20 protein-coding genes are annotated in these 21,400 nt (G+C 62.1%); 2 read left to right on the forward strand and 18 right to left on the reverse strand.

Annotated features, from left to right (window positions below; genetic code table 11):
• Positions 1-86: 86 nt before the first annotated feature.
• Together Q8K09_RS19440 and Q8K09_RS19445 are read right to left on the reverse strand one after the other, a co-directional pair.
• Positions 87-524 carry a YqaA family protein gene (locus tag Q8K09_RS19440; RefSeq protein ID WP_305256640.1) on the reverse strand — a complete coding sequence of 146 codons (438 nt, stop codon included), beginning with the start codon at positions 522-524 and terminating at the stop codon, positions 87-89.
• A 34-nt stretch (positions 525-558) separates the two neighbouring features.
• Complete coding sequence (locus Q8K09_RS19445) at positions 559-1,272, reverse strand: VC0807 family protein (protein ID WP_305256641.1); 714 nt, start codon at positions 1,270-1,272, stop codon at positions 559-561.
• Between the two features lie 313 nt (positions 1,273-1,585).
• Here Q8K09_RS19445 and Q8K09_RS19450 point away from each other — a divergent pair, with 313 nt between their 5' ends.
• Both Q8K09_RS19450 and Q8K09_RS19455 read left to right on the forward strand, forming a co-directional pair.
• A complete protein-coding gene (locus Q8K09_RS19450) occupies positions 1,586-2,449 on the forward strand; it encodes an oxaloacetate decarboxylase (RefSeq protein ID WP_305256778.1) in 864 nt (287 codons plus the stop codon).
• Between the two features lie 76 nt (positions 2,450-2,525).
• Positions 2,526-2,792, forward strand: a complete 267-nt coding sequence (locus Q8K09_RS19455; RefSeq protein ID WP_305256642.1) for a DksA/TraR family C4-type zinc finger protein — start codon at positions 2,526-2,528, stop codon at positions 2,790-2,792.
• Positions 2,793-2,886: 94 nt separating this feature from the next.
• Here Q8K09_RS19455 and ureC read toward each other — a convergent pair whose 3' ends face one another.
• From ureC to dusB, 16 genes are all read right to left on the reverse strand, one after another.
• Positions 2,887-4,587 (reverse strand): urease subunit alpha, encoded by a 1,701-nt coding sequence (gene ureC / locus Q8K09_RS19460; RefSeq protein ID WP_305256643.1) that lies wholly within the window; start codon positions 4,585-4,587, stop codon positions 2,887-2,889.
• 139 nt (positions 4,588-4,726) lie between these two features.
• Positions 4,727-5,032: an urease subunit beta gene (locus tag Q8K09_RS19465; RefSeq protein ID WP_305256644.1), complete on the reverse strand. Its 306-nt coding sequence runs from the start codon at positions 5,030-5,032 to the stop codon at positions 4,727-4,729.
• Between the two features lie 7 nt (positions 5,033-5,039).
• On the reverse strand, positions 5,040-5,534 hold the full coding sequence (locus Q8K09_RS19470; RefSeq protein ID WP_370869581.1) for an N-acetyltransferase family protein: 495 nt from the start codon (positions 5,532-5,534) through the stop codon (positions 5,040-5,042).
• Between the two features lie 2 nt (positions 5,535-5,536).
• The gene (gene ureA, locus Q8K09_RS19475) at positions 5,537-5,839 is read right to left on the reverse strand and encodes an urease subunit gamma (RefSeq protein ID WP_305256645.1); all 303 of its coding nucleotides are present in this window, start codon (positions 5,837-5,839) and stop codon (positions 5,537-5,539) included.
• Positions 5,840-5,842: 3 nt separating this feature from the next.
• Complete coding sequence (locus Q8K09_RS19480; protein WP_305256646.1) at positions 5,843-6,682, reverse strand: urease accessory protein UreD; 840 nt, start codon at positions 6,680-6,682, stop codon at positions 5,843-5,845.
• 79 nt (positions 6,683-6,761) lie between these two features.
• Positions 6,762-7,460, reverse strand: coding sequence for an urea ABC transporter ATP-binding subunit UrtE (gene urtE, locus Q8K09_RS19485; protein WP_305256647.1), 699 nt, complete (start codon positions 7,458-7,460; stop codon positions 6,762-6,764).
• Positions 7,461-7,575: 115 nt separating this feature from the next.
• A complete protein-coding gene (urtD, locus tag Q8K09_RS19490; protein WP_305256648.1) occupies positions 7,576-8,427 on the reverse strand; it encodes an urea ABC transporter ATP-binding protein UrtD in 852 nt (283 codons plus the stop codon).
• A gap of 204 nt (positions 8,428-8,631) precedes the next feature.
• Positions 8,632-9,720 carry an urea ABC transporter permease subunit UrtC gene (urtC, locus tag Q8K09_RS19495; protein ID WP_305256649.1) on the reverse strand — a complete coding sequence of 363 codons (1,089 nt, stop codon included), beginning with the start codon at positions 9,718-9,720 and terminating at the stop codon, positions 8,632-8,634.
• A gap of 148 nt (positions 9,721-9,868) precedes the next feature.
• The gene (gene urtB / locus Q8K09_RS19500) at positions 9,869-11,440 is read right to left on the reverse strand and encodes an urea ABC transporter permease subunit UrtB (RefSeq protein WP_305256650.1); all 1,572 of its coding nucleotides are present in this window, start codon (positions 11,438-11,440) and stop codon (positions 9,869-9,871) included.
• A 131-nt stretch (positions 11,441-11,571) separates the two neighbouring features.
• Positions 11,572-12,840, reverse strand: coding sequence for an urea ABC transporter substrate-binding protein (gene urtA, locus Q8K09_RS19505; RefSeq protein WP_305256651.1), 1,269 nt, complete (start codon positions 12,838-12,840; stop codon positions 11,572-11,574).
• A 197-nt stretch (positions 12,841-13,037) separates the two neighbouring features.
• Positions 13,038-13,634: a MarC family protein gene (locus Q8K09_RS19510; RefSeq protein ID WP_305256652.1), complete on the reverse strand. Its 597-nt coding sequence runs from the start codon at positions 13,632-13,634 to the stop codon at positions 13,038-13,040.
• A 203-nt stretch (positions 13,635-13,837) separates the two neighbouring features.
• Positions 13,838-16,642 carry a response regulator gene (locus Q8K09_RS19515; RefSeq protein ID WP_370869583.1) on the reverse strand — a complete coding sequence of 935 codons (2,805 nt, stop codon included), beginning with the start codon at positions 16,640-16,642 and terminating at the stop codon, positions 13,838-13,840.
• A gap of 217 nt (positions 16,643-16,859) precedes the next feature.
• Positions 16,860-18,149: a phosphoribosylamine--glycine ligase gene (gene purD / locus Q8K09_RS19520; RefSeq protein ID WP_305256654.1), complete on the reverse strand. Its 1,290-nt coding sequence runs from the start codon at positions 18,147-18,149 to the stop codon at positions 16,860-16,862.
• A 252-nt stretch (positions 18,150-18,401) separates the two neighbouring features.
• A complete protein-coding gene (gene purH, locus Q8K09_RS19525; RefSeq protein WP_305256655.1) occupies positions 18,402-20,009 on the reverse strand; it encodes a bifunctional phosphoribosylaminoimidazolecarboxamide formyltransferase/IMP cyclohydrolase in 1,608 nt (535 codons plus the stop codon).
• Between the two features lie 74 nt (positions 20,010-20,083).
• A complete protein-coding gene (gene fis / locus Q8K09_RS19530; RefSeq protein WP_305256656.1) occupies positions 20,084-20,404 on the reverse strand; it encodes a DNA-binding transcriptional regulator Fis in 321 nt (106 codons plus the stop codon).
• Positions 20,401-21,399 (reverse strand): tRNA dihydrouridine synthase DusB, encoded by a 999-nt coding sequence (gene dusB / locus Q8K09_RS19535; protein WP_305256657.1) that lies wholly within the window; start codon positions 21,397-21,399, stop codon positions 20,401-20,403. The genes fis and dusB overlap by 4 nt, the downstream gene beginning before the upstream one ends.
• Position 21,400 lies beyond the last annotated feature (1 nt).

Consider the following 21,400-nt stretch of genomic DNA (forward strand, 5'->3'; position numbering starts at 1 on the left):
TTTGTGGGGTGCAAGGCCAGCCGCTTGCGCATGGCGTCAGGGTAGCCAGCCAGGCTAGTGCCTTGAGGCTATTGGGCTTGCAGTGGCTAGATCAGACCCAGGGTCAGTGCGGCCAGCACCAGGTAACGACCGGTCTTGGCCAGGCTGACGATCAACAGAAAAACCCAGCAGCGCTCACGCATCACTCCGGCGACCAGGGTCAATGGGTCGCCGATGATCGGTACCCAGCTAAGCAGCAGCGACCAGCGGCCGTAGCGCGCATACCAGCCCTGCGCCTGTTGCAGCCGTTGCTCGCTGACCGGGAACCAGGTGCGCTGGCGAAAGCGCTCGAGGTGGCGGCCCAGCAGCCAGTTGACCAGCGAGCCGAGGACATTGCCGATGCTGGCGACCGCCACCAGCAGCCACACCAGGTACGCATCGCTAAGCAGCAAGCTGACGAACACCACTTCGGAGCCCAGCGGCAGCAAGGTCGCAGCGCCGAAAGCGGAGAAAAACAGGCCCAGGTAGGCGGCGAGTGTCAGCACGCAGCCGCCACGCGCTGCGTGTTTAGCGGATCGCTCAGGACTGCGCTGCCATGATCTCTTCCAGCTTCAAGCCGGTCAGGCCATGAATGGTGCGCCACAGGTAATAGAAGATCGCCATCAGCATGATCATCGACGGGATGGCGATCATCGGATAGCTGAGCAGGTTCATCCGCCCCAGTTCCTCATTGAAGGCCTCGCTGCCGGATGGGCTGATCACGATCCACTTGGCCAGCACATAGTTCATCGCCGAGGAAAAGAAGAAGGTGCCACTCAGCCAGTAGGTGGCGGTCAGCAGGCGGGTTTCGAAGTGCTGGGTATGGCCGCCCTGTTCCAGGCGCTCATGAATCTTGTCGACATTGAGCACGTTCTTGTTGAACAGCAGGGTGCGGATCAGCGGGTAGCGGGTGCGGGTCGACACCAGCACGGCAATACCGATCAAGCCGGGAATCGCCGCTTCCTTGATCGCCAGCCACTGGTTGTCGAGCTTGAGCAGGCCGATGCCACCGGTCAGCAGTACGCTGATCAGGCCAAGCAGGGCGATGAAATTGAATTTGCGGTACTTGATCAGCTCGAACGTGCCCCAGCCGAGGGGGAACGCCAGCGCGAGGATCAGCGCACCATCGGCGCCGAGGTTGGATTCACCGCTGAGCTTCATGAGAATCAGTGAAGGAATCAGGATGCTGATCAGCAAATCCACAAACGGGCGGGGCTTGTGTGTGGCGGTCGAGCGGTGTGTGGTATCGGTCATGTCGTTCATGGCGCAGGAATGAGTGCTGATCATCGCCTGCTTGAGCCTTGGCCGCCAGTCCGACTGTCGGTTGGACTGTGACAAGGTTGTGCCGGGCATTGCCGCTAGCGGGTCGCACGGGGTGGCGAAAATGCGCCATGCGGGCCATTATCTGGCGGCTATCCGCCACGTCTAGAGGCCTGTCAGGCGCTTACGCCACGCAGTGTCGAGTTGGCGGGATACTTGCTGCAGGTTATGCCTGCGCTTTCAGGCTGATGAGTCACCGCCTGATTCTTCGATTCAACCGTCGTTTGGACACTGTCATATGCCGATCATGCAGCGAGCTTCCCATCACGAACTACGCAGCGCCTTCCGTGCGCTATTAGCTGGCGACAGCTGTCAGCACAGCGCTTCGGTATTCGATCCGATGTCGGCACGAATTGCCGCCGATCTGGGCTTTGAGGTCGGCATCCTCGGCGGCTCGGTAGCCTCGTTGCAGGTGCTGGGTGCGCCAGACTTCGCCCTGATCACGCTCAGCGAGTTTGTCGAACAGGCCACTCGTATCGGTCGGGTCAGCCGCCTTCCAGTAATTGCCGATGCCGACCACGGCTACGGTAATGCACTCAATGTGATGCGCACCGTGGTCGAGTTGGAGCGCGCCGGGATTGCTGCCCTGACCATCGAGGACACCCTGTTACCCGCCCAGTTCGGGCGAAAATCCACCGACCTGATCAGCATCGATGAGGGCGTCGGCAAGATCCGCGCTGCGCTGCAGGCGCGGGTTGATCCGCAATTGGCGATCATCGCCCGCACCCACGCCGGAGTGCTTGAGGTCGACGAGGTGATCCGCCGTACTTGCGCCTACCAGGCCGCTGGCGCCGATGGCATCTGTATCGTCGGCGTCGAGGATTTTGATCACCTGGAACAGATCGCCGAGCCGCTGAGTATTCCGCTGATGCTGGTCACCTACGGCAACCCGAGGTTGCGCGACAACGCCCGCCTGGCCGCACTTGGCGTGCGCATCGTGGTCAACGGCCATGCGGCCTATTTTGCCGCGATCAAGGCCACTTACGATTGCCTGCGCGAACAGCGCGGCATCGATGCCTGCGACCTCAATGCCACCGAGCTGACCCACAAGTACACCCTGCCCGAGGAGTACCTGGCCTGGGCCGCGAAATTCATGGATGTACAGGAGTAGTACGACGGGCTGCACTTGAGATTCGCCGCGCGTGAGCGCATATCTCTGGGGTGACTAACTCTGGGAGGGCAAGCAGATGGCTGGTGGCTGGGCAAATGACGGCGCAGTACAGGAGCAGATCGACAGCAGCATCGAGGACGCCATCCAGCGCGCCCGCAGTCAGCTGCCCAGTGGCGAGAGCCTGAGCGATTGCGAAGAATGCGATGCGCTCATTCCCGAGGCGCGACGCAAGGCGATACCCGGTGTGCGCCTGTGCGTGGCCTGCCAGACCGAGCACGACAAGGAACAAGCCAGGTTCAGCGGCTATAACCGCCGTGGCAGCAAGGACAGTCAGCTGCGTTGAGCTACCGTGCGGGGCTGCGCGCACCTGGCTCGTTACCGCTGTTTTCGGTGCGCACGGCGCACCCTACGGACGTCGATGCCTCAGAGCAGCTGTTTCAGAAAAGAAAATAGCGTTGCGCCATCGGCAATACATCCGCCGGCTCGCACCAGAGCAACTGGCCATCGGCCTTGACCTGATAGTTTTGCGCGTCCACTTCGATGTTGGGTTGGTAGTCGTTGTGGATCAGGTCGCTCTTTTGCAAGGTGCGGCAGCCTTTGACCACGCCGATTTTCTTCTTCAGCCCCAACTGCTCGGGCACGCCGGCCTCGAAGGCCGCTTGGCTGATAAAGGTGAAACTGGTGGCGTGACGGCTGCCGCCGTAGCTGGCGAACATCGGTCGGTAATGCACCGGCTGCGGCGTGGGGATCGAGGCGTTGGCGTCGCCCATCAGGCTGGCCGCAATCGCCCCGCCCTTGAGAATCAGCGTCGGTTTGACCCCAAAGAACGCCGGACGCCAGAGCACCAGATCGGCCCATTTACCCACTTCGATGGAACCCACTTCGTGGCTGATACCGTGGGTGATCGCCGGGTTGATGGTGTACTTGGCGATGTAGCGTTTAACCCGGAAGTTGCTGTTGCCCGGGCCGTCGCCTTCCAGCGGGCCGCGCTGCTTGTGCATCTTGTCGGCGGTCTGCCAAGTGCGGGTGATCACCTCGCCGACACGGCCCATGGCCTGGCTGTCGGAGCTGATCATGCTTAACGCGCCGAGGTCATGCAGGATGTCTTCGGCGGCGATGGTTTCACGGCGGATGCGGCTTTCGGCAAAGGCCACGTCCTCGGCGATACTCGGGTCAAGGTGGTGGCAGACCATCAGCATGTCCAGGTGTTCGTCGATGGTGTTCTTGGTGAACGGCCGGGTCGGGTTGGTCGAGCTGGGCAGCACGTTGGGGAAGCCGCAGGCCTTGATGATGTCCGGCGCATGACCGCCACCGGCACCCTCGGTGTGGTAGGTGTGGATGGTGCGGCCCTTGAACGCGCCGAGGGTGGTTTCGACGAAGCCGGATTCGTTCAGCGTGTCGGTGTGGATGGCCACCTGCACATCGTACTGATCGGCCACGCTCAGGCAGTTGTCGATGGCGGCCGGGGTGGTGCCCCAGTCTTCGTGCAGCTTGAGGCCGATGGCGCCGGCCTTGACCTGCTCGATCAATGGCTCGGGCAAGGAGGCGTTGCCCTTGCCGGTAAAGCCCATGTTCATCGGGAAGGCGTCGGCGGCCTGCAGCATGCGCGCCATGTGCCACGGCCCTGGCGTGCAGGTGGTGGCGTTGGTGCCGGTGGCCGGCCCGGTGCCGCCGCCGATCATGGTCGTGACGCCGCTCATCAAGGCCTCTTCGATCTGCTGCGGGCAGATGAAGTGGATATGGCTGTCGATGCCGCCGGCGGTGAGGATCATGCCTTCACCGGCGATCACTTCGGTACCGGCGCCGATGGCGATGGTCACGTCTGGCTGAATGTCCGGGTTACCGGCCTTGCCGATGGCGGCGATGCGACCGTCTTTGAGGCCAACGTCGGCTTTGACGATGCCCCAGTGGTCGATGATCAGCGCGTTGGTGATCAGCGTATCGACCACATCGGCGGCGCACAATTGGCCCTGGCCCATGCCGTCGCGAATCACCTTGCCACCGCCGAATTTCACTTCTTCGCCATAGGTGGTGAAGTCTTTCTCAACCTCGATCCACAGCTCGGTGTCGGCCAGGCGCACCTTGTCGCCGACGGTGGGGCCGAACATGTCGGCATAGGCTTGGCGGGAAATTTTCATGGGTTCGCCTTCAAATTCAATTGGGTTCGCAACCGTTCGCTGCGCTCACTATCGCGGGCAAGCCCGCTCCTACAAGGGGAATGCGATTACTGTAGGAGCGGGCTTGCCCGCGATAAGGCCATAGCAGACGCCTAAAAATTTACAGATCGCCCATCACCCGGCCCGCGAAACCGAAGACGCGGCGATGACCCGCCAGGTCGACCAACTCCACTTCGCGGCTTTGCCCTGGCTCGAAGCGCACGGCGGTGCCGGCCGGGATATTCAGGCGCATGCCGCGGGTGCTGGCACGGTCAAAGCTCAGGGCATCATTGGTTTCAAAGAAGTGGTAGTGCGAGCCGACCTGAATCGGTCGGTCGCCGCTGTTGGCCACGGTCAAGCGGTGGGTACGACGGCCGGCATTCAGCTCGATTTCGCCGTCCTGGATCTGGTATTCGCCGGGGATCATCGCTGTTTCACTCCAGGTTCAGTTGCATAAAGGTGAGGTCCAGCCAACGGTCGAACTTGCGACCGACCTGTGGCATCTGACCGCTGGTGACGAAGCCGAGGCGCTCATGCAGGCGGATCGAGGCGCTGTTGCCGCTCTCGATGGCCGCGACCATGACGTGCAGGCCGGCCGCTTGCGCACGTTCGATCAAGGCCTGCATCAGCAAGGGGCCGAGGCCCTGGCCGCGTTGGTCGCTGCGCACATACACCGAGTGCTCGACGGTGTGGCGAAAGCCCTCGATGCTGCGCCAGGTGCCGTAGCTGGCGTAGCCAAGCAGCTCGCCTGCGTCATTTTTTGCCACCAGTACGGGGAAACCTGCCGTATGGCGCTCGTTCAACCAGGCCTCGCGGTTGGCCAGGTCGACCTGGGTTTCGTTCCAGATAGCCGTGGTGTGCTGCACCGCATCGTTGTAGATGGCCAGGATGGCGGGTAGGTCGGCGGCGCTGGCGTCTTGGATAATCATGTTTATGCAATAGGTTGGTGGACGGTGACCAGCTTGGTGCCGTCGGGAAAGGTGGCCTCGACCTGGATATCCGGGATCATTTCCGGGATGCCTTCCATCACCTGATCGCGGCTCAGCAGGGTGGTGCCGAAGTGCATCAACTCGGCCACGGTGCGGCCGTCGCGGGCGCCTTCGAGCAGAGCAGCGGAGATGTAGGCCATGGCTTCCGGGTAGTTGAGTTTCACCCCACGTGCCAGGCGCCGTTCGGCCACCAGGCCGGCGGTAAAGATCAGCAGTTTGTCTTTTTCGCGAGGGGTTAAATCCATCGGTCAGGTGCTCCAGATTCTTGGGGGGACGGCAGTGCGGCCGAGCAGGGCCGGGCGCAGCAAGTGCCAGAGTTGGATCAGCCAGGCGCGCGCGTGCAGCGTCTCGCTGGCCAGGCAGCGGGCGACCAGCAGGCCGGGTAATTGGCTCAGGTCGCCGCGCACCGGGGTGCTGAGGGTACGACACTGTTCCAGTAGTTCGCTGTCGATTTCGCCGCTGATCAGCAGCGTGGCAAACACTGGCTGGCCGTCCAGGCCGATCGGCGAGTCGAGCAGGCCGTCGTCGCCGACCACGCGCTGACGCTCGTGCCAGAGCAGTTGGCCGTCGCGGCGGATATTCAGCTCGGCCTGGAAATGCCCGGCATCGAAGCGTTCGCCGCTGGCTGGTCGGCCGAGCGCGACCACGTCCCAGTAGAGCAGCTTGGCGTCACCGAGCAACTCGATATCGGTGCGCAGTTCGGCCTGGGCGCCCGAGTAGACGATAGTCTCCTGGGGCAGCCATTCCAGAGTGGCCCCGGCTTCGACGCGCAGGTTGAGGCTCTGATAGGCAGGGCCCGCGGCGCGGTACCACTTGGCCGCGCCGGGGCTGGTCAGCTGCGCCCAGGCGTTAGTACCGACGGTGGTCGAGATATCCAGGCGATCACCGCCGGCGATGCCGCCGGGTGGGTGCACGATGATGTGTTGGCACACCTCTGGGCCTTCGGCATACAGATGTTTCTGCACCCGCAGCGGGCCTTTGTGGCGGCGCAGAGTCGGCCGCGTGCAATCGCCGTCGCGGCCATAGCCCAGCTCCAGCTCGGCGTGCCAGCTGGGGGTAAATACGGAGACGGGTACGGATGCGTTCATAGGGTCTTATCGTAGGGTGGATGACCAGCGGTTTGCTACGTGGTGGATGAGCTGCGCGTCATCCACCCTACAGTGCGTTTCATATGGCCACCAGCCCGCGCACGCCGTCGGTTTCCATGGTCTCGCCCCGGCCCTGCTGGACGATCTCGCCGCGGCTCATCACCAGATACTGGTCGGCCAGCTCGGCGGCAAAGTCATAGAACTGCTCGACCAGCAAAATGGCCATATCGCCGCGTTCGGCGAGTTTCTTGATCACCACGCCGATCTCCTTGATCACCGAGGGCTGGATGCCTTCGGTGGGCTCGTCGAGGATCAGCAAGCGCGGTTTGCTCGCCAGCGCGCGGCCTATCGCAAGCTGTTGCTGCTGGCCACCGGAGAGGTCGCCGCCGCGGCGTTGCTTCATCTCGCGCAGCACCGGGAACAGTTCGTAGATAAATTCCGGAACCACCTTGGCTTCGCTGCCGGGGAAGCGTGACAAGCCCATCAGCAGATTTTCTTCCACGGTCAGGCGGCCGAAGATTTCCCGGCCCTGGGGCACGTAGGCGATGCCGGCGTGTACGCGCTGGTGCGGTTTGAAGGCGGTGATGGGCTGGCCTTCCCACTGCACTGCGCCCTCTTTGGCCGGGATCAGGCCCATCAGGCATTTCAGCAGGGTGGTCTTGCCCACGCCATTACGGCCGAGCAGGCAGGTGACTTCGCCGACCTTGGCCTCAAATGACAGGCCACGCAGGATATGGCTGCCGCCGTAGTATTGATGCAGTTGTTGGACTTGCAGCATGTTTTTACCTCGTTGTTCTGTGCTGTCGCGATCGTTTCGGTGCGCGCGGCGCACCCTACGGGTGGTGCCGCGTGCGTAGGGTGCGCAGGGCCGCCTAGGCTGTGCGCACTGGCCCTCAACGACCGAGATAAACCTCGATCACCCGCTCATCGTTCTGCACCTGTTCCAGCGAGCCTTCGGCCAGCACGCTGCCTTGGTGCAGCACGGTGACGTGGTCGGCGATGGCGCCGACAAAGCCCATGTCGTGCTCGACCACCATCAGCGAGTGTTTGCGTGCCAGCGATTTGAACAGCTCGGCGGTGAACTCGGTTTCGGCGTCGGTCATGCCCGCCACCGGCTCATCGAGCAGCAACAGTTGCGGGTCTTGCACCAGCAGCATGCCGATCTCCAGGAACTGCTTCTGGCCGTGGGACAGCAGCCCTGCCGGGCGCAGGCGCGAGGCGTTGAGCTTGATGGTCTGCAGCACCTCGTCGATACGGTCTTGCTGCTCGCCGCTGAGTTTGGCACGCAGGCTGGCCCACACCGACTTGTTGGTTTTCTGCGCCAGTTCGAGGTTCTCGAACACGCTCAGCGCCTCGAACACCGTGGGCTTCTGGAACTTGCGGCCGATGCCGGACTGGGCAATTTCCACCTCGCTCATCTGCGTCAGGTCGAGGGTTTCGCCGAAGTAGGCAACGCCGTTGTCGGGGCGGGTCTTGCCGGTGATCACGTCCATCATGGTGGTCTTGCCGGCGCCATTGGGGCCGATGATGCAGCGCAGTTCACCGACGCCGATATACAGGGTCAGGTTGGTCAGGGCCTTGAAACCATCGAAGCTGACGTTGATGTCTTCCAGGGTCAGGATGGTGCCGTGGCGCACGTTCAGGCCCTTGTTGGCCAGGGTGCTGGCGCCAATCGCATCGCGGCCGCTACCGGCCGGATCAAAAGCGGGTTCGAGCATTATTTCGGGGGCTGGAGTGGCGCGCATCATTGCTCTCCTGTGGAAGTCGTTATGAACGCGTCGCGACAAGGCGCACGGAGCGCAGCGACGAGACAGTACGAATGTGTACGGCGAGGAGCGAGCACCGTGTCACGGACTCGCCGGGAGCGAGTCCGGACAGCTTCAGCTGGCCCGCAGGGCGTCTGCCAGGGATGGCAGACGCAACGCCGCAGATGGAATGCGCAGCAGCGGTCATGATGACTTCCTGCGAAGAAGGCCAATCACGCCATTGGGCAGGAACAAGGTCACGACGATAAACAGGAAGCCCAGGGCGAACAGCCAGTACTCGGGGAAGGCCACGGTAAACCAACTTTTCATGCCGTTGACCAAACCGGCGCCGAGCAGCGGGCCGATCAGCGTGCCACGCCCGCCGAGGGCGACCCAGACGGCGGCTTCGATGGAGTTGGTCGGCGACATTTCGCTGGGGTTGATGATGCCCACCTGCGGCACATACAACGCGCCGGCCAGGCCGCAAAGCACCGCGCTCACTACCCAGATGAACAGCTTGTAGCCGCGCGGGTCGTAGCCGCAGAACATCAGGCGGTTTTCCGCGTCGCGCAGCGCGGTCAGCACCCGGCCGAATTTGCTGCGGGCTAACGTCCAACCCAGGTACAGGCTGGCGACCAAGAGCACCACTGTGGCGAGGAACAGCGCGGCGCGGGTGTGGGTCGAGGTGATGTCAAAGCCCAGAATCGTCCTGAAGTTGGTAAAGCCATTGTTGCCGCCAAAGCCGGTTTCGTTGCGGAAAAACAGCAACATGCCGGCGAAGGTCAGGGCCTGGGTCATGATCGAGAAATACACGCCCTTGATCCGCGAGCGGAAAGCGAAGAAGCCGAACACCAGTGCCAGCAGGCCAGGCGCCAGCACCACCAGGCACATGGCCCAGAGGAAACTGTCGGTGCCGTACCAATACCAGGGCAGCTCGGTCCAGGCGAGGAAGCTCATAAAGGCCGGCAGGCCGTCACCCGCCGCTTCGCGCATCAGGTACATGCCCATGGCGTAACCGCCCAGCGCAAAGAACAGACCGTGACCGAGCGACAGCAGCCCGGCGTATCCCCACACCAGATCAAGTGCCAGGGCGACGATGCAGTAGCAGAGGATTTTGCCGACCAGGGTCAGGGTGTAGGCTGATACATGCCAGGCATTGTCTGCCGGCAGCAGGTGCAGCAGCGGCATGGCCAGCAGCACGGCGAGTACCAGCAGGCCGAGGCCGATTGATACCTGCGGACCGAGCTTGGCGCTGGCGCGCGCCAATAGCGTTTGATTGAGTGGCATGGTCATCAGTCGATCACCCATCCTGTCGCGGCAAATGATTGTTGGCTTGGGCTGAGTTCGTCAGCCTGTAGGAGCGCGCCATGCGCGCGAACAATCGTGGCGACGCGGTCGCAGGCATGGCCAGCTCCAACGGTTTCAATGCAGCTAATCTGGCTCAATCGATCACCCGTCCCTTCAACGCAAACAGACCTTGCGGGCGTTTCTGAATAAACAGAATGATCAGCGCGAGGATGAGGATCTTGCCCAGTACGGCGCCGATCTGCGGTTCGAGAATCTTGTTGGCGATACCCAGGCCAAAGGCCGCCATCACGCTACCGGCGAGTTGGCCGACGCCGCCGAGCACCACCACCAGGAAGGAGTCGATGATGTAGCTCTGGCCCAGGTCCGGGCCGACGTTGCCGATCTGGCTCAGGGCCACGCCGCCGAGGCCGGCGATACCGGAGCCCAAACCGAAGGCGAGCATGTCCACCCGGCCGGTCGGCACGCCGCAGCAGGCGGCCATATTGCGGTTCTGGGTGACGGCGCGCACGTTGAGGCCGAGGCGGGTCTTGTTCAGCAGCAGCCAGGTCAGCACCACCACAAACAGGGCGAAGCCGATGATCACGATGCGGTTATACGGCAGCACCAGGTTCGGCAGTACCTGTAGTCCGCCGGACAGCCAGTAGGGGTTAGCCACTTCGACGTTCTGAGCGCCGAAGGTCACCCGCACCAGCTGGATCAGAATCAGGCTGATGCCCCAGGTGGCTAGCAGGGTTTCCAGCGGTCGACCGTACAGGTGGCGAATCACCGTGCGCTCCAGGGCCATGCCGATGGCCGCAGTGACGAAGAACGCCACCGGCAGCGCCACCAGCGGGTAAAGCGCCAAGGCTTCCGGGGCGAAACGCTGGAACATGACCTGCACCATGTAGGTGGAGTAGGCGCCGAGCATCAGCATTTCACCGTGGGCCATGTTGATCACCCCGAGCAGGCCGAAGGTGATGGCCAGGCCAAGTGCGGCCAGCAGCAGGATCGAACCGAGTGACAGGCCGCTAAAGGCCTGACCGAGCAATTCGCCGATCAGCAGTTTGCGTTTGACCTGGGCCAGGCTGGTTTCGGCGGCGGTGCGCACCCCGGCATCGCTTTCCACGGCCGGGTCGAGCAGCGTTTCCAGGCGGGTACGCGCCAGCGGGTCGCCGGTTTCGCCGAGCAGGCGCACGGCGGCCAGGCGAATGGCCGGGTCACTGTCGACCAGTTGCAGGTTGGCCAAGGCCAGGGTCAGGGCGTCGCGTACATGGTCGTCGTCTTCACTGGCCAGGCGTTCGCTGAGCATGTCGAGCTGGGCCGGTTTGGCGCTTTTCTGCAGGTGTTTGGCGGCATCCAGGCGCAGGGCCGGGTCTTCGGCGAGCAATTGGTGGCTGGCAAGGGCGGTGGCGGTCAGGCCGCGCAGACGGTTGTTCAGGCGCAGTTTGCGCGGGGTGCCGACAGGTGCTGCGGTGCCTTCGATGGCCTGGTAGCTGCCGGCGTTTTCGATAAAGGGCATCTTGTCGCTATCGGTGGCGACGCGACCTTGTTGCAGGGCCTGCAGTAGCTGCAGGCGCGCAGGATCGGGGGCGGCGGCCCAGTTTTCCAGAAGCTTGGCCTGCTTGGCCGGGTTGGCCGCAACGAAGTCGCTGGCGTCGCCGGCATGGCTGGCGAGCGGTAGCAACAGAATCAGAAATAGCAGAAAGCGGTACAAGGCAGTGGGCATGGGTATGTCCTAAGTATCCCGGTAATGTCGGGGTGCTGTAGGCGCGAGGGGGCACCTTGTCCTTGCTGGCGATCACGGTCGAGATGATCGCCAGCAAGCTGGCTCCTACAGGGGAGGTAAGCTCCGCTCGATCAGTTTGACTTCACCGCGTAATCCGGCTTCTTGTCGTTGCCTTCGATATACGGGCTCCACGGCTGGGCGCGGATCGGGCTGCTGGTTTCCCAGACTACCGAGAACTGACCGTCTTCCTGGATTTCACCGATCATCACTGGCTTGTGCAGGTGGTGGTTGGTTGCGTCCATGGTCAGGGTGTAACCACTTGGTGCGGCGAAGGTCTGGCCGGCGAGGGCGTCACGCACCTTGTCCACCTCAGTGGTGCCGGCTTTTTCGACCGCTTGAGCCCACATGTGGATGCCGACGTAGGTGGCTTCCATTGGATCGTTGGTCACGGCTTTGTCCGCGCCTGGCAGGTTCTTGGCCTTGGCGTAAGCCTTCCATTTGTTGACGAACTCGGTGTTGACCGGGTTCTCCACCGACTGGAAGTAGTTCCAGGCGGCCAGGTGGCCGACCAGTGGCTTGGTGTCGATGCCGCGCAGTTCTTCTTCGCCCACGGAGAACGCCACCACCGGCACGTCGGTGGCTTCCAGGCCCTGGTTGGCCAGTTCTTTATAGAACGGCACGTTGGAGTCGCCATTGACGGTGGAGATCACCGCAGTTTTGCCACCAGCGGAGAACTTCTTGATGTTGGCGACGATGGTTTGATAGTCGCTGTGACCGAACGGGGTGTAGACCTCTTCGATGTCCTTGTCGGCCACGCCCTTGCTGTGCAGGAAGGCGCGCAGAATCTTGTTGGTGGTACGCGGGTAGACGTAGTCGGTGCCGAGCAGGAAGTAGCGTTTGGCGGCGCCGCCGTCTTCGCTCATCAGGTACTCGACTGCCGGGATGGCCTGCTGGTTAGGCGCCGCGCCGGTGTAGAAGACGTTCGGCGACAGCTCTTCGCCTTCGTACTGCACGGGATAGAACAGCAGGCCATTGAGCTCTTCGTAGACCGGCAGCACGGATTTGCGCGACACCGAGGTCCAGCAACCGAAGGTCACGTCGACTTTGTCCTGGGTCAGCAGTTGGCGACCGCGCTCGGCGAACAGCGGCCAGTTCGACGCAGGGTCGACCACTACTGCTTCAAGCTGCTTGCCGAGTACGCCGCCCTTGGCGTTGATCTCGTCGATGGTCATCAGCGCCATGTCTTTGAGCGAGGTCTCGGAAATAGCCATGGTGCCGGACAGCGAATGGAGGATGCCAACCTTGATGGTTTCGGCCGCCTGCACGGTGAACGGGAACAAGCCGCTGAGCAGCAGAGCGCTGGCGGCGATCGTCGATTTCAGAAAGGGACGGCGTTTCATTGTTATGGCTCCATGCGCAACTGTTGGGTTGGACCAAGAGGGTCACTATTCCAATGGCAGCATCCGTGCCAACGCGCTGAAAGCCTTGTGCCCCAGGGCTTTCAGCGGTGTTTCAGGGTTTTGTTGCGGGTCATTGTCGCGCTACTTTGGTGCGCGACGGTGCGCCAGGATGGGCGCCCAGGCTGTCCTGCACCGATTTAGAGCTCGAGGTAGTTTTTCACCCCGGTGAAGATGATCTGCGCGGCCAGTGCGCAGACGAACAGGCCCATCAGACGGCTGACGATCTGCAGGCCCTGGTCGCCAAGCAGGCGTTCGAACTGGTTGGACAGGTACAGCACTACACCGACCGTGAGGCTGGCCAGAGCGATGCCGACTACCGCCACCAGCTTGTCGTCCCAGTGCGGCTGACTGGCGCCCATCAGCAGCAGCGCACCGATGGTGCCTGGGCCGACAGTCAGGGGAATAGTCAGCGGCACGATGGTCACATCCTGCTGCACGTTATCGCTCTGCACCGCCGACTTACCCTGGGCCATGCCGAGGGCCGAGATAAACAACACGCTGCCGGCGCCGATGCGGAAGGCGTCGATGGTGATGCCGAACAGGGTAAAGATGTGCTTACCAAACAGGTACAGCAACACGCTGGAGATCAGCACGCCAGCGGCGACCTTCCAGGCCAGGCGCTTGCGCTCCTTGACCGTGTAGCCGCGGCTCAGGCTGATGAAGCAGGACAACACGAAAAATGGGCTGTAGAGCACCAGTAACTTCAGGTACAGACTGAACAACTCGGACGCCATGGGCTGGACTCGTCTCTTGGGTAAATGGGCTTGAGTGCGGGAGCCGACTGCTCCTTCGTGGGGCAGCATGATCCGGGATTATCGGGCCGATCTCCAGCGCGCGGCCCGCTGCAGCGAACGAATGCCTGCTCTGCCGTGACAGGAGCAGAGCGTTGCGCGCGGGCAATGCTGTCGCGGCAGTTGGCGTGGCCCGCTGCAGGCGGTCAGTTTCCGTGTGGCTGGGCCGCGGGTTGCTGGCTCATCTCGCGCTGGGCGATCCAGTATTCGAGCAGTTCGCGCAATTGCGAAAGTTCTACCGGCTTGGCCATGTGGCCGTCCATACCGGCTTCACGGGCCCGTTCCTTGTGCTCATTGAGAATGTGCGCGGTCAACGCCACTACCGGCGTGCGCGGGCGCTGCTCGGCCGCTTCCCAGGCGCGCAGTTGTTGGGTGGCAGAGAAGCCGTCGAGCACCGGCATTTCGCAGTCCATCAGCACCAGGTCATAGTGCTGCGCCTTCATTGCGTAGAGGGCTTCTTGACCGTTGCTGGCGGTGTCCGGCGTTAGGTTGAGTTTGCCGAGCATGCCGCGGATCACCTTGGTCGAAATACTGTTGTCTTCGGCGACCAGAATGCGGAAGTCGTTGGGTACTTCCAGTGGGGCGCTGACCAGGGACGGTGTAAATACCGGCGAGTTGTCACCGCCGCGTTGGGACAGCTCATCGGCCAGGGTGGTTTTCAACGTATAGCCGGCCACCGGTTTGGCCAGGATGCGCTTGATCCCGGCGTTGCGCGCGATGATCTTGCTCGGTGCATTGCTGATGCCGGTGAGCATGATCAGCAGGATGTCGTGGTTGAGGCTGGGGTCTTCCTTGATCTTGGCGGCCAACTGCATGCCGCTCATGCCGGGCATGTCCTGGTCGAGCAGTACCACGTCGAAGTATTCGCGCATGTGCGCCTTGGTGCGCAGCAGCGCCAGCGCCTCCTTGCCGGAGGGGACGGCGCTGACCTGCAGACCCCAGGCATTACACTGCTGCATCAGGACTTTGCGGCAGGTGTCGTTGTCATCTACCACCAGCAGGCGCGCGCCCTGCAATGGCCCGTCAAGGTCGGCGGTGGGCTGTTCAAGGCGCTGGCTATCCAGCGGCAGCGTCAGCCACAGGGTCGAGCCCTGGGCACCGCCGCTCTGGATACCAAATTCGCCGTGCATCAGGCGCACCAGTTGGCGGGCGATGATCAGGCCGAGGCGGGCGCCGAGTGCGGTAGCCGCGAGGAAGTCCTTGCTGTGCAGTTCGGCATTGAGCAGGGCATCGCGCTCGCTGGCCTGCAGCGGACGACCACTGTCCTGCACGGCGATGCGCAAGCGTGGTCGCTCGCCGCCAGTGTCGAGTGCCACGACCAGCAGGATTTCGCCTTCGTCAGTCTGTTTGAAGGCGTTGTCGAGCAGGCTCAGTAAGGTCTGGCGCAAGCGTGTTGGGTCGCCGCTGATCACGCGCGGCACCTGGGGTTGCATGAAGTTGATCAGCTCGACCTTCTGCTGCTCGGCCTTGGCGCGAAAGATATCCAGGCAGTCCTCGATCAGCGCATTGAGATCGAATTGCACGTCATCCAGCTCGATCTGTCCGGATTCGAGCTTGGAGATGTCGAGAATCTCGTTGATCAGCGACAGCAATTCGTTGCCCGAACTGTGGATGGTCTGCACGTAATCACGCTGCTTTGCCGATAGCGGTGTGCCCAGCAGCAACTCAGTCATGCCCAGTACGCCGTTCATTGGTGTGCGAATTTCGTGACTGATCTTGGCGAGGAATTCAGCCTTGGCTTTTAGCTCTGCCGCACTGGCAGCCATTGCCGTGCGTTCGCTGAGGGTGGTGCGCTGGATCTGGCGTTGCCGCTCGGCAAGCGAAAGGCTGATGAAGATGCCGCTGAGGGTCGCAATGCTGAAGACGCTGATTACCAGCCAGCCCGGATTGAGTTGGTCGAGGCCGAGCAGTACCGGGATGCAGGCGCTGAAACCGAGGATGAATGCCAGAATACCTATGGCGATAAAACGTGCTGGTTGATAACCCGCATGCCAGAGCATGCTGGCCACCAGTAACACGCTCAAGGCACTGAGCAGGACCAACACGTAGATCAGCGTGCTGTACCAGAGCAGGCCGGTGCTGGCGATCACCAGGGCAACGGCGAAGATCAGCACGGCGTTCCCTTGCAGCAGGTGCTTGAGCCTGCCCGGCTGGGCCGGGGTGTGCAGCATGAAGCTGAGGCAAAAGGCCTGTAGGCTGACGGCCGCCAGCAGCGCCGACAAGTCGGCGACCAGCGACTGGTTATAACTCTGGCTGGGCATCCAGACGGCGAACAGGCCGAGATTGGCAGCAGCACAGACTGCCAGGCTGGCATGCAGGGCGCTCAGCCAAAGGCAGCTGGTGGTGCGGCTGTAGAAAAACCGGATGAGGTTATACAGGGTCAGCAGCAGCAAGCCGCCGAGCAGGGCGCCAAACACATAGGCAGGTTTTTCCTGCGCTACTAATCCTTTCTCGTCAATGAGCTTGAACCAGGCCATCAGCGGGTGATTCGAGGTCATGCGGACATAGGCTTCACGCGGCTGGTCATCGTTCGGCAACGCCATCAGGTAGGCCCGCGAGTCGAGCGGTCGCGTGCTCATCGGCCTGGATTCGCCGGTCTGGATCGAGCGCTCGAGTGTGCCGTTGCGTAATAGGTAGTAGTCGAGGTACTGCACGCGCGGTGCAAAAATCCATAGCCAGCCTGGCTGCTGGTTACGCGGCAATTCGACGTGCAGCCAAACGGCCTGCTCGCTGAGGGGGAAGGTGAAGGCCTGTTTGCTGAGGGGCTGGAACTGTTGGCGGCGTGCCTGAACATCCACAAGGGTCAGTGCGGCACTCGGGTCATGTAAATACGACCAGTTTGCGGGATGGCTGCTAGCTGCGCCTGCTACGTTCTCGGCCATGGCTGTCGGCAATAGACAGGCCATGAGCAAGCCGACGAGTAATCCTGTGGCAATCCTGAGCCCGCGCACGCTGAATTCCCTTTAATGGTAGGTGGCCAGATTATAGCCAAGCCGTTGTGTAGCGGAATATGGCCAGGATGGCCAGTCCAGACACACTGAAAGCGACCACTGGCACTGCGGCGCCAGCTGCTTCGTGGCGCATTCGCGTTTTTTGCCGCTTTTTGGCACGACCCTTAGGGGCCGTGCCGTCTGCCTGAGTGTTGCGGGGCCGGCCGTTATGTTTCTCCTATGCTTCGCCGCGTTCGCGGGCAATCGCGCGATAGCCTATGTCCTTACGGTAGAAGCAGCCATCCCAGCGAATTTTCTCTGCCAGGCGATAGGCCTGCTGCTGGGCGTCGGCAACGCTGGCGCCAATAGCCGTGGCGCAGAGCACCCGGCCGCCAGCCGTAACCACCTGGCCGTCCTTGAGCGCCGTGCCGGCATGGAACACCTTGCCCTCCAGCGCGGCAGCATCCGCCAGCCCTTCGATCACTATGCCCTTGGCGTAATCGCCAGGGTAGCCGCCAGCAGCCAGGACTACGCCGACAGTTGGGCGTGGATCCCAGCGCGCCTCGACCTTGTCCAGCGCCTGCGCCAGCGCGGCTTCGATCAGCAGCACCAGCGACGACTCCAGGCGCACCATGATCGGCTGGGTTTCCGGGTCGCCGAAGCGGCAATTGAACTCGATAACCTTCGGCTTGCCGGCTTGGTCGATCATCAGCCCGGCATAGAGGAAACCGGTGTAGACATTGCCCTCGCTGGCCATGCCTTTGACGGTCGGCCAAATGACTTCGTCCATCACCCGCTGGTGCACCTCGGCGGTGACCACCGGGGCAGGAGAGTAGGCACCCATGCCGCCGGTATTCGGGCCGCTGTCGCCATCACCCACGCGTTTGTGATCCTGGCTGGTGGCCATAGGCAGTACGTTATGGCCGTCGACCATGACGATAAAGCTGGCTTCCTCGCCGTCGAGGAACTCCTCGATCACCACGCGCGAACCGGCTTCACCAAAGGCATTGCCGGCGAGCATATCGCGCACCGCATCTTCGGCCTCAATCAGGGTCATGGCGACGATCACGCCCTTGCCGGCGGCCAGGCCATCGGCCTTGATCACGATAGGCGCACCGACCTGTTGCAGGTAGGCCAGGGCCGGCTCGACTTCGGTGAAGTTCTGGTAATCGGCGGTGGGGATGTTGTGGCGGGCGAGGAAGTCCTTGGTAAAGGCTTTCGAGCCTTCCAGCTGGGCGGCGCCAGCGGTGGGGCCGAAAACATCCAGCTTGCGCGAGCGGAACAGATCGACCACCCCCGCAACCAGCGGCGCTTCCGGGCCGACGATGGTCAGTTGTACGTTGTTCTCGGCGAAGTCAGCCAGTTGCTTCAGGGCCAGTACGTCGATGGCGACGTTCTCGCACTTGGCTTCTGTGGCAGTGCCAGCGTTGCCCGGGGCGACGAAGACTTTTTGCACGCGCGGGTCTTGCGCGACTTTCCAGGCCAGGGCGTGTTCACGCCCGCCGCTGCCGATGATCAATACGTTCATGGGGTATCTCCTGACCGTAGCCCGGATGCAATCCGGGGCTTTTAAGTGGGGTGTTCCCGGATTTCATCCGGGCTACGACTGCTGGTGGATAAGAAAAGCGTTATCCACCCTACGAAAAGCTGTATTCGAGGTCGCAATGAAGCCGGTAGATGCAAGGCGCCCTGGGTTTCGACAAGCGGAGTTGCCTAGTGGCAATGAGCATTGGCGGAATCCAGGGCAACACAGCAGATGCCGGTTTCAGTGCGGCCGATTTTAGTGCCTAAAGTGGCGCATAGAGGTGAACACCATGGCAATGCCCGCTTCGTCGGCGGCGGCGATAACTTCCGCATCGCGCATCGAACCACCTGGCTGAATGACCGCAGTGATGCCATTGGCCGCCGCGTTATCCAGGCCGTCGCGGAACGGGAAGAAGGCGTCGGACGCCATCACCGAACCGGCGACCTGCAGGCCGGCGTGTTCGGCCTTGATTGCGGCGATGCGTGCGGAGTTCACGCGCGACATCTGGCCGGCGCCGACGCCGATGGTTTGGCGGTTCTTCGCGTAGACGATGGCGTTGGATTTGACGAACTTGGCTACTTTCCAGGCGAAGATCAGGTCATGCACTTCCTGCTCGCTGGGCGCGCGCTGGGTGACGATCTTCAGGTCTTCTGCCTTGATCATGCCGATGTCGCGGCTCTGTACCAGCAAACCGCCGTTGACCCGCTTGAAGTCCCAGCCAGTGCTGCGTTCGGCCGGCCATTCGCCGCATTCGAGCAGGCGCACATTGGCCTTGGCGGCCACTATTGCGCGGGCTTCGGCGCTGATTTTCGGCGCGATGATCACTTCGACAAACTGACGCTCGACGATGGCCTGGGCGGTTGCGCCGTCCAGTTCGCGGTTGAAGGCGATGATGCCGCCGAAGGCCGACTCGGTGTCAGTTGCGTAGGCCAGCTCATAGGCCTGGCGGATGCCGCCTTCGCTGTCGAGGGCCACGGCGACGCCGCACGGGTTGGCGTGCTTGACGATAACGCAGGCCGGCTTGACGAAGCTCTTCACGCATTCCAGCGCCGCATCGGTGTCGGCCACGTTATTGAACGACAGTTCCTTGCCTTGCAGCTGGATGGCGCTGGCGATGCTGGCCTCGCCTTTCTGCGCTTCCACGTAGAACGCCGCGCTCTGGTGCGGGTTCTCGCCGTAGCGCATTTCCTGGGCCTTGATGAACTGGCTGTTGAAGGTGCGCGGGAAGGCACCGCGGTCGGAGGTAGCAAGGGTGTCGCGGCTCTGGTCGATGGTGCCCAGGTAGTTGGCGATCATGCCGTCGTAGGCTGCGGTGTGCTCGAAGGCTTTCAGGGCCAGGTCGAAGCGCTGGGCGTAGCTCAGGCCACCGGCTTTCAGCGACTCGACGATGCTGGCGTAGTCACCGACGTTGACCACGATGGCCACGTCTTTGTGATTCTTCGCTGCGGAGCGGACCATGGTCGGGCCGCCGATGTCGATGTTCTCGATGGCGTCGGCCAGGTCACAACCCGGCTTGGCTACAGTGGCCGCGAAGGGGTAGAGATTGACCGCGACCAGGTCGATCGGCTTGATGCCGTGCTGCTCCATTACCGCGGCGTCGAGTGCGCGACGGCCAAGAATGCCACCGTGGATCTTCGGGTGCAGGGTCTTGACCCGACCGTCCATCATTTCCGGGAAGCCGGTGTAGTCGGCCACTTCCACGGCAGCAATGCCGTTGTCCTTGAGCAACTTGTACGTGCCGCCGGTGGAGAGAATTTCCACATTCAGGGCAACGAGCTCGCGGGCAAACTCGAGGATGCCGGTCTTGTCAGAAACACTGATCAAGGCACGGCGAACGGGGAGGAGAGTGGTCTGGTCGGTCATTTCAGTGTCCATCAGAGCAGAGGTATCAGCAAAAAAGGCGGCTCATGTGGGCCGCCCTTTTCGGGAGTTTTGGGTTACAGCAAGTCGTATTGCTTGAGTTTTTTGCGCAAGGTGCCGCGATTCAGGCCGAGCAGTTCGGAGGCCTTGGTCTGGTTGCCCTTGACGTAGTTCATCACCGTTTCCAGCAAGGGCGCTTCCACTTCGCTGAGCACCAGGTTGTAAACGTCGGTGACATCCGCACCTTCTAGGTGGGCAAAGTAGTTGTGCAATGCTTTCTCGACGCTGCCGCGCAGGGTTTGCCCTTCTTCACTCGGCGTATTGAGGTGCTGTTTCAAGCTTGTGCTGTCGCTCAAGGGAGCCATTCCAGTTCCTAAAGTCTCGGTCAACATCGTCATGCGGCCACCCCATCTCCATCGTTATGCCGTTCGCCGAAAAACTCGCGAACGTTGGTGCTCTGCGCGTCCGTACTTTCCAGACGATTGAATCGGGCGCGAAACTCCCTGGCGCCCGGCAGGGTTGCGAGGTACCAGCCGACATGCTTGCGGGCAATACGTACACCCATCACATCGCCATAGAACAGATGCAGCGCGGCCATGTGCTCTAGCAGAATACGTTCCACCTCGAACAGGCTGGGTGCTGCCAGCTTCTGTCCGGTACGCAGGTAGTGTTCTATTTCGCGGAAAATCCATGGCCGCCCCTGGGCTGCCCGGCCGATCAACAGGCCGTCAGCGCCAGTGGCAGCCAGTACTGCCTTGGCTTTTTCCGGTGAATCGATATCGCCATTGGCCAGCACCGGAATCGACACCGCCTGCTTGATTGCGGCGATGGTGTCGTATTCGGCTTCGCCCATATACAGGTCGGCGCGAGTGCGGCCGTGCACCGCCAAAGCAACAATTCCCGCCTGTTCGGCAATCTTCGCAACGATGATGCCGTTCTTGTTCTGCCTGTCCCAGCCGGTGCGGATTTTCAGGGTTACGGGTACATCCACTGCGGCGACCACGGCCTCCAAGATCTCGCGCACCAGGCACTCGTCTTTCAGCAGAGCGGAACCGGCAGCCTTGTTGCAGACCTTTTTGGCCGGGCAGCCCATGTTGATGTCGATAATCTGTGCGCCCAATTCAACGTTACGCTGAGCCGCCTCGGCGAGCATCTGCGGGTCACCACCGGCAATCTGTACTGAGCGTGGTTCAGCATCGTGTTGATCAATCAGGCGCAGGCTCGATTTGCGGGTACTCCACAGGCGCACATCGCTGGTGACCATTTCCGAGACCACCATGCCCGCACCCAATTGATGGCAGAGCTGACGGAACGGCCGATCGGTAACCCCCGCCATGGGTGCGAGAATCAGCGAGTTGGGCAATGTGTAAGGGCCGATGGATAACGCCGACATG

Source organism: Pseudomonas sp. (assembly GCF_030683065.1).
GTDB lineage: Bacteria > Pseudomonadota > Gammaproteobacteria > Pseudomonadales > Pseudomonadaceae > Aquipseudomonas.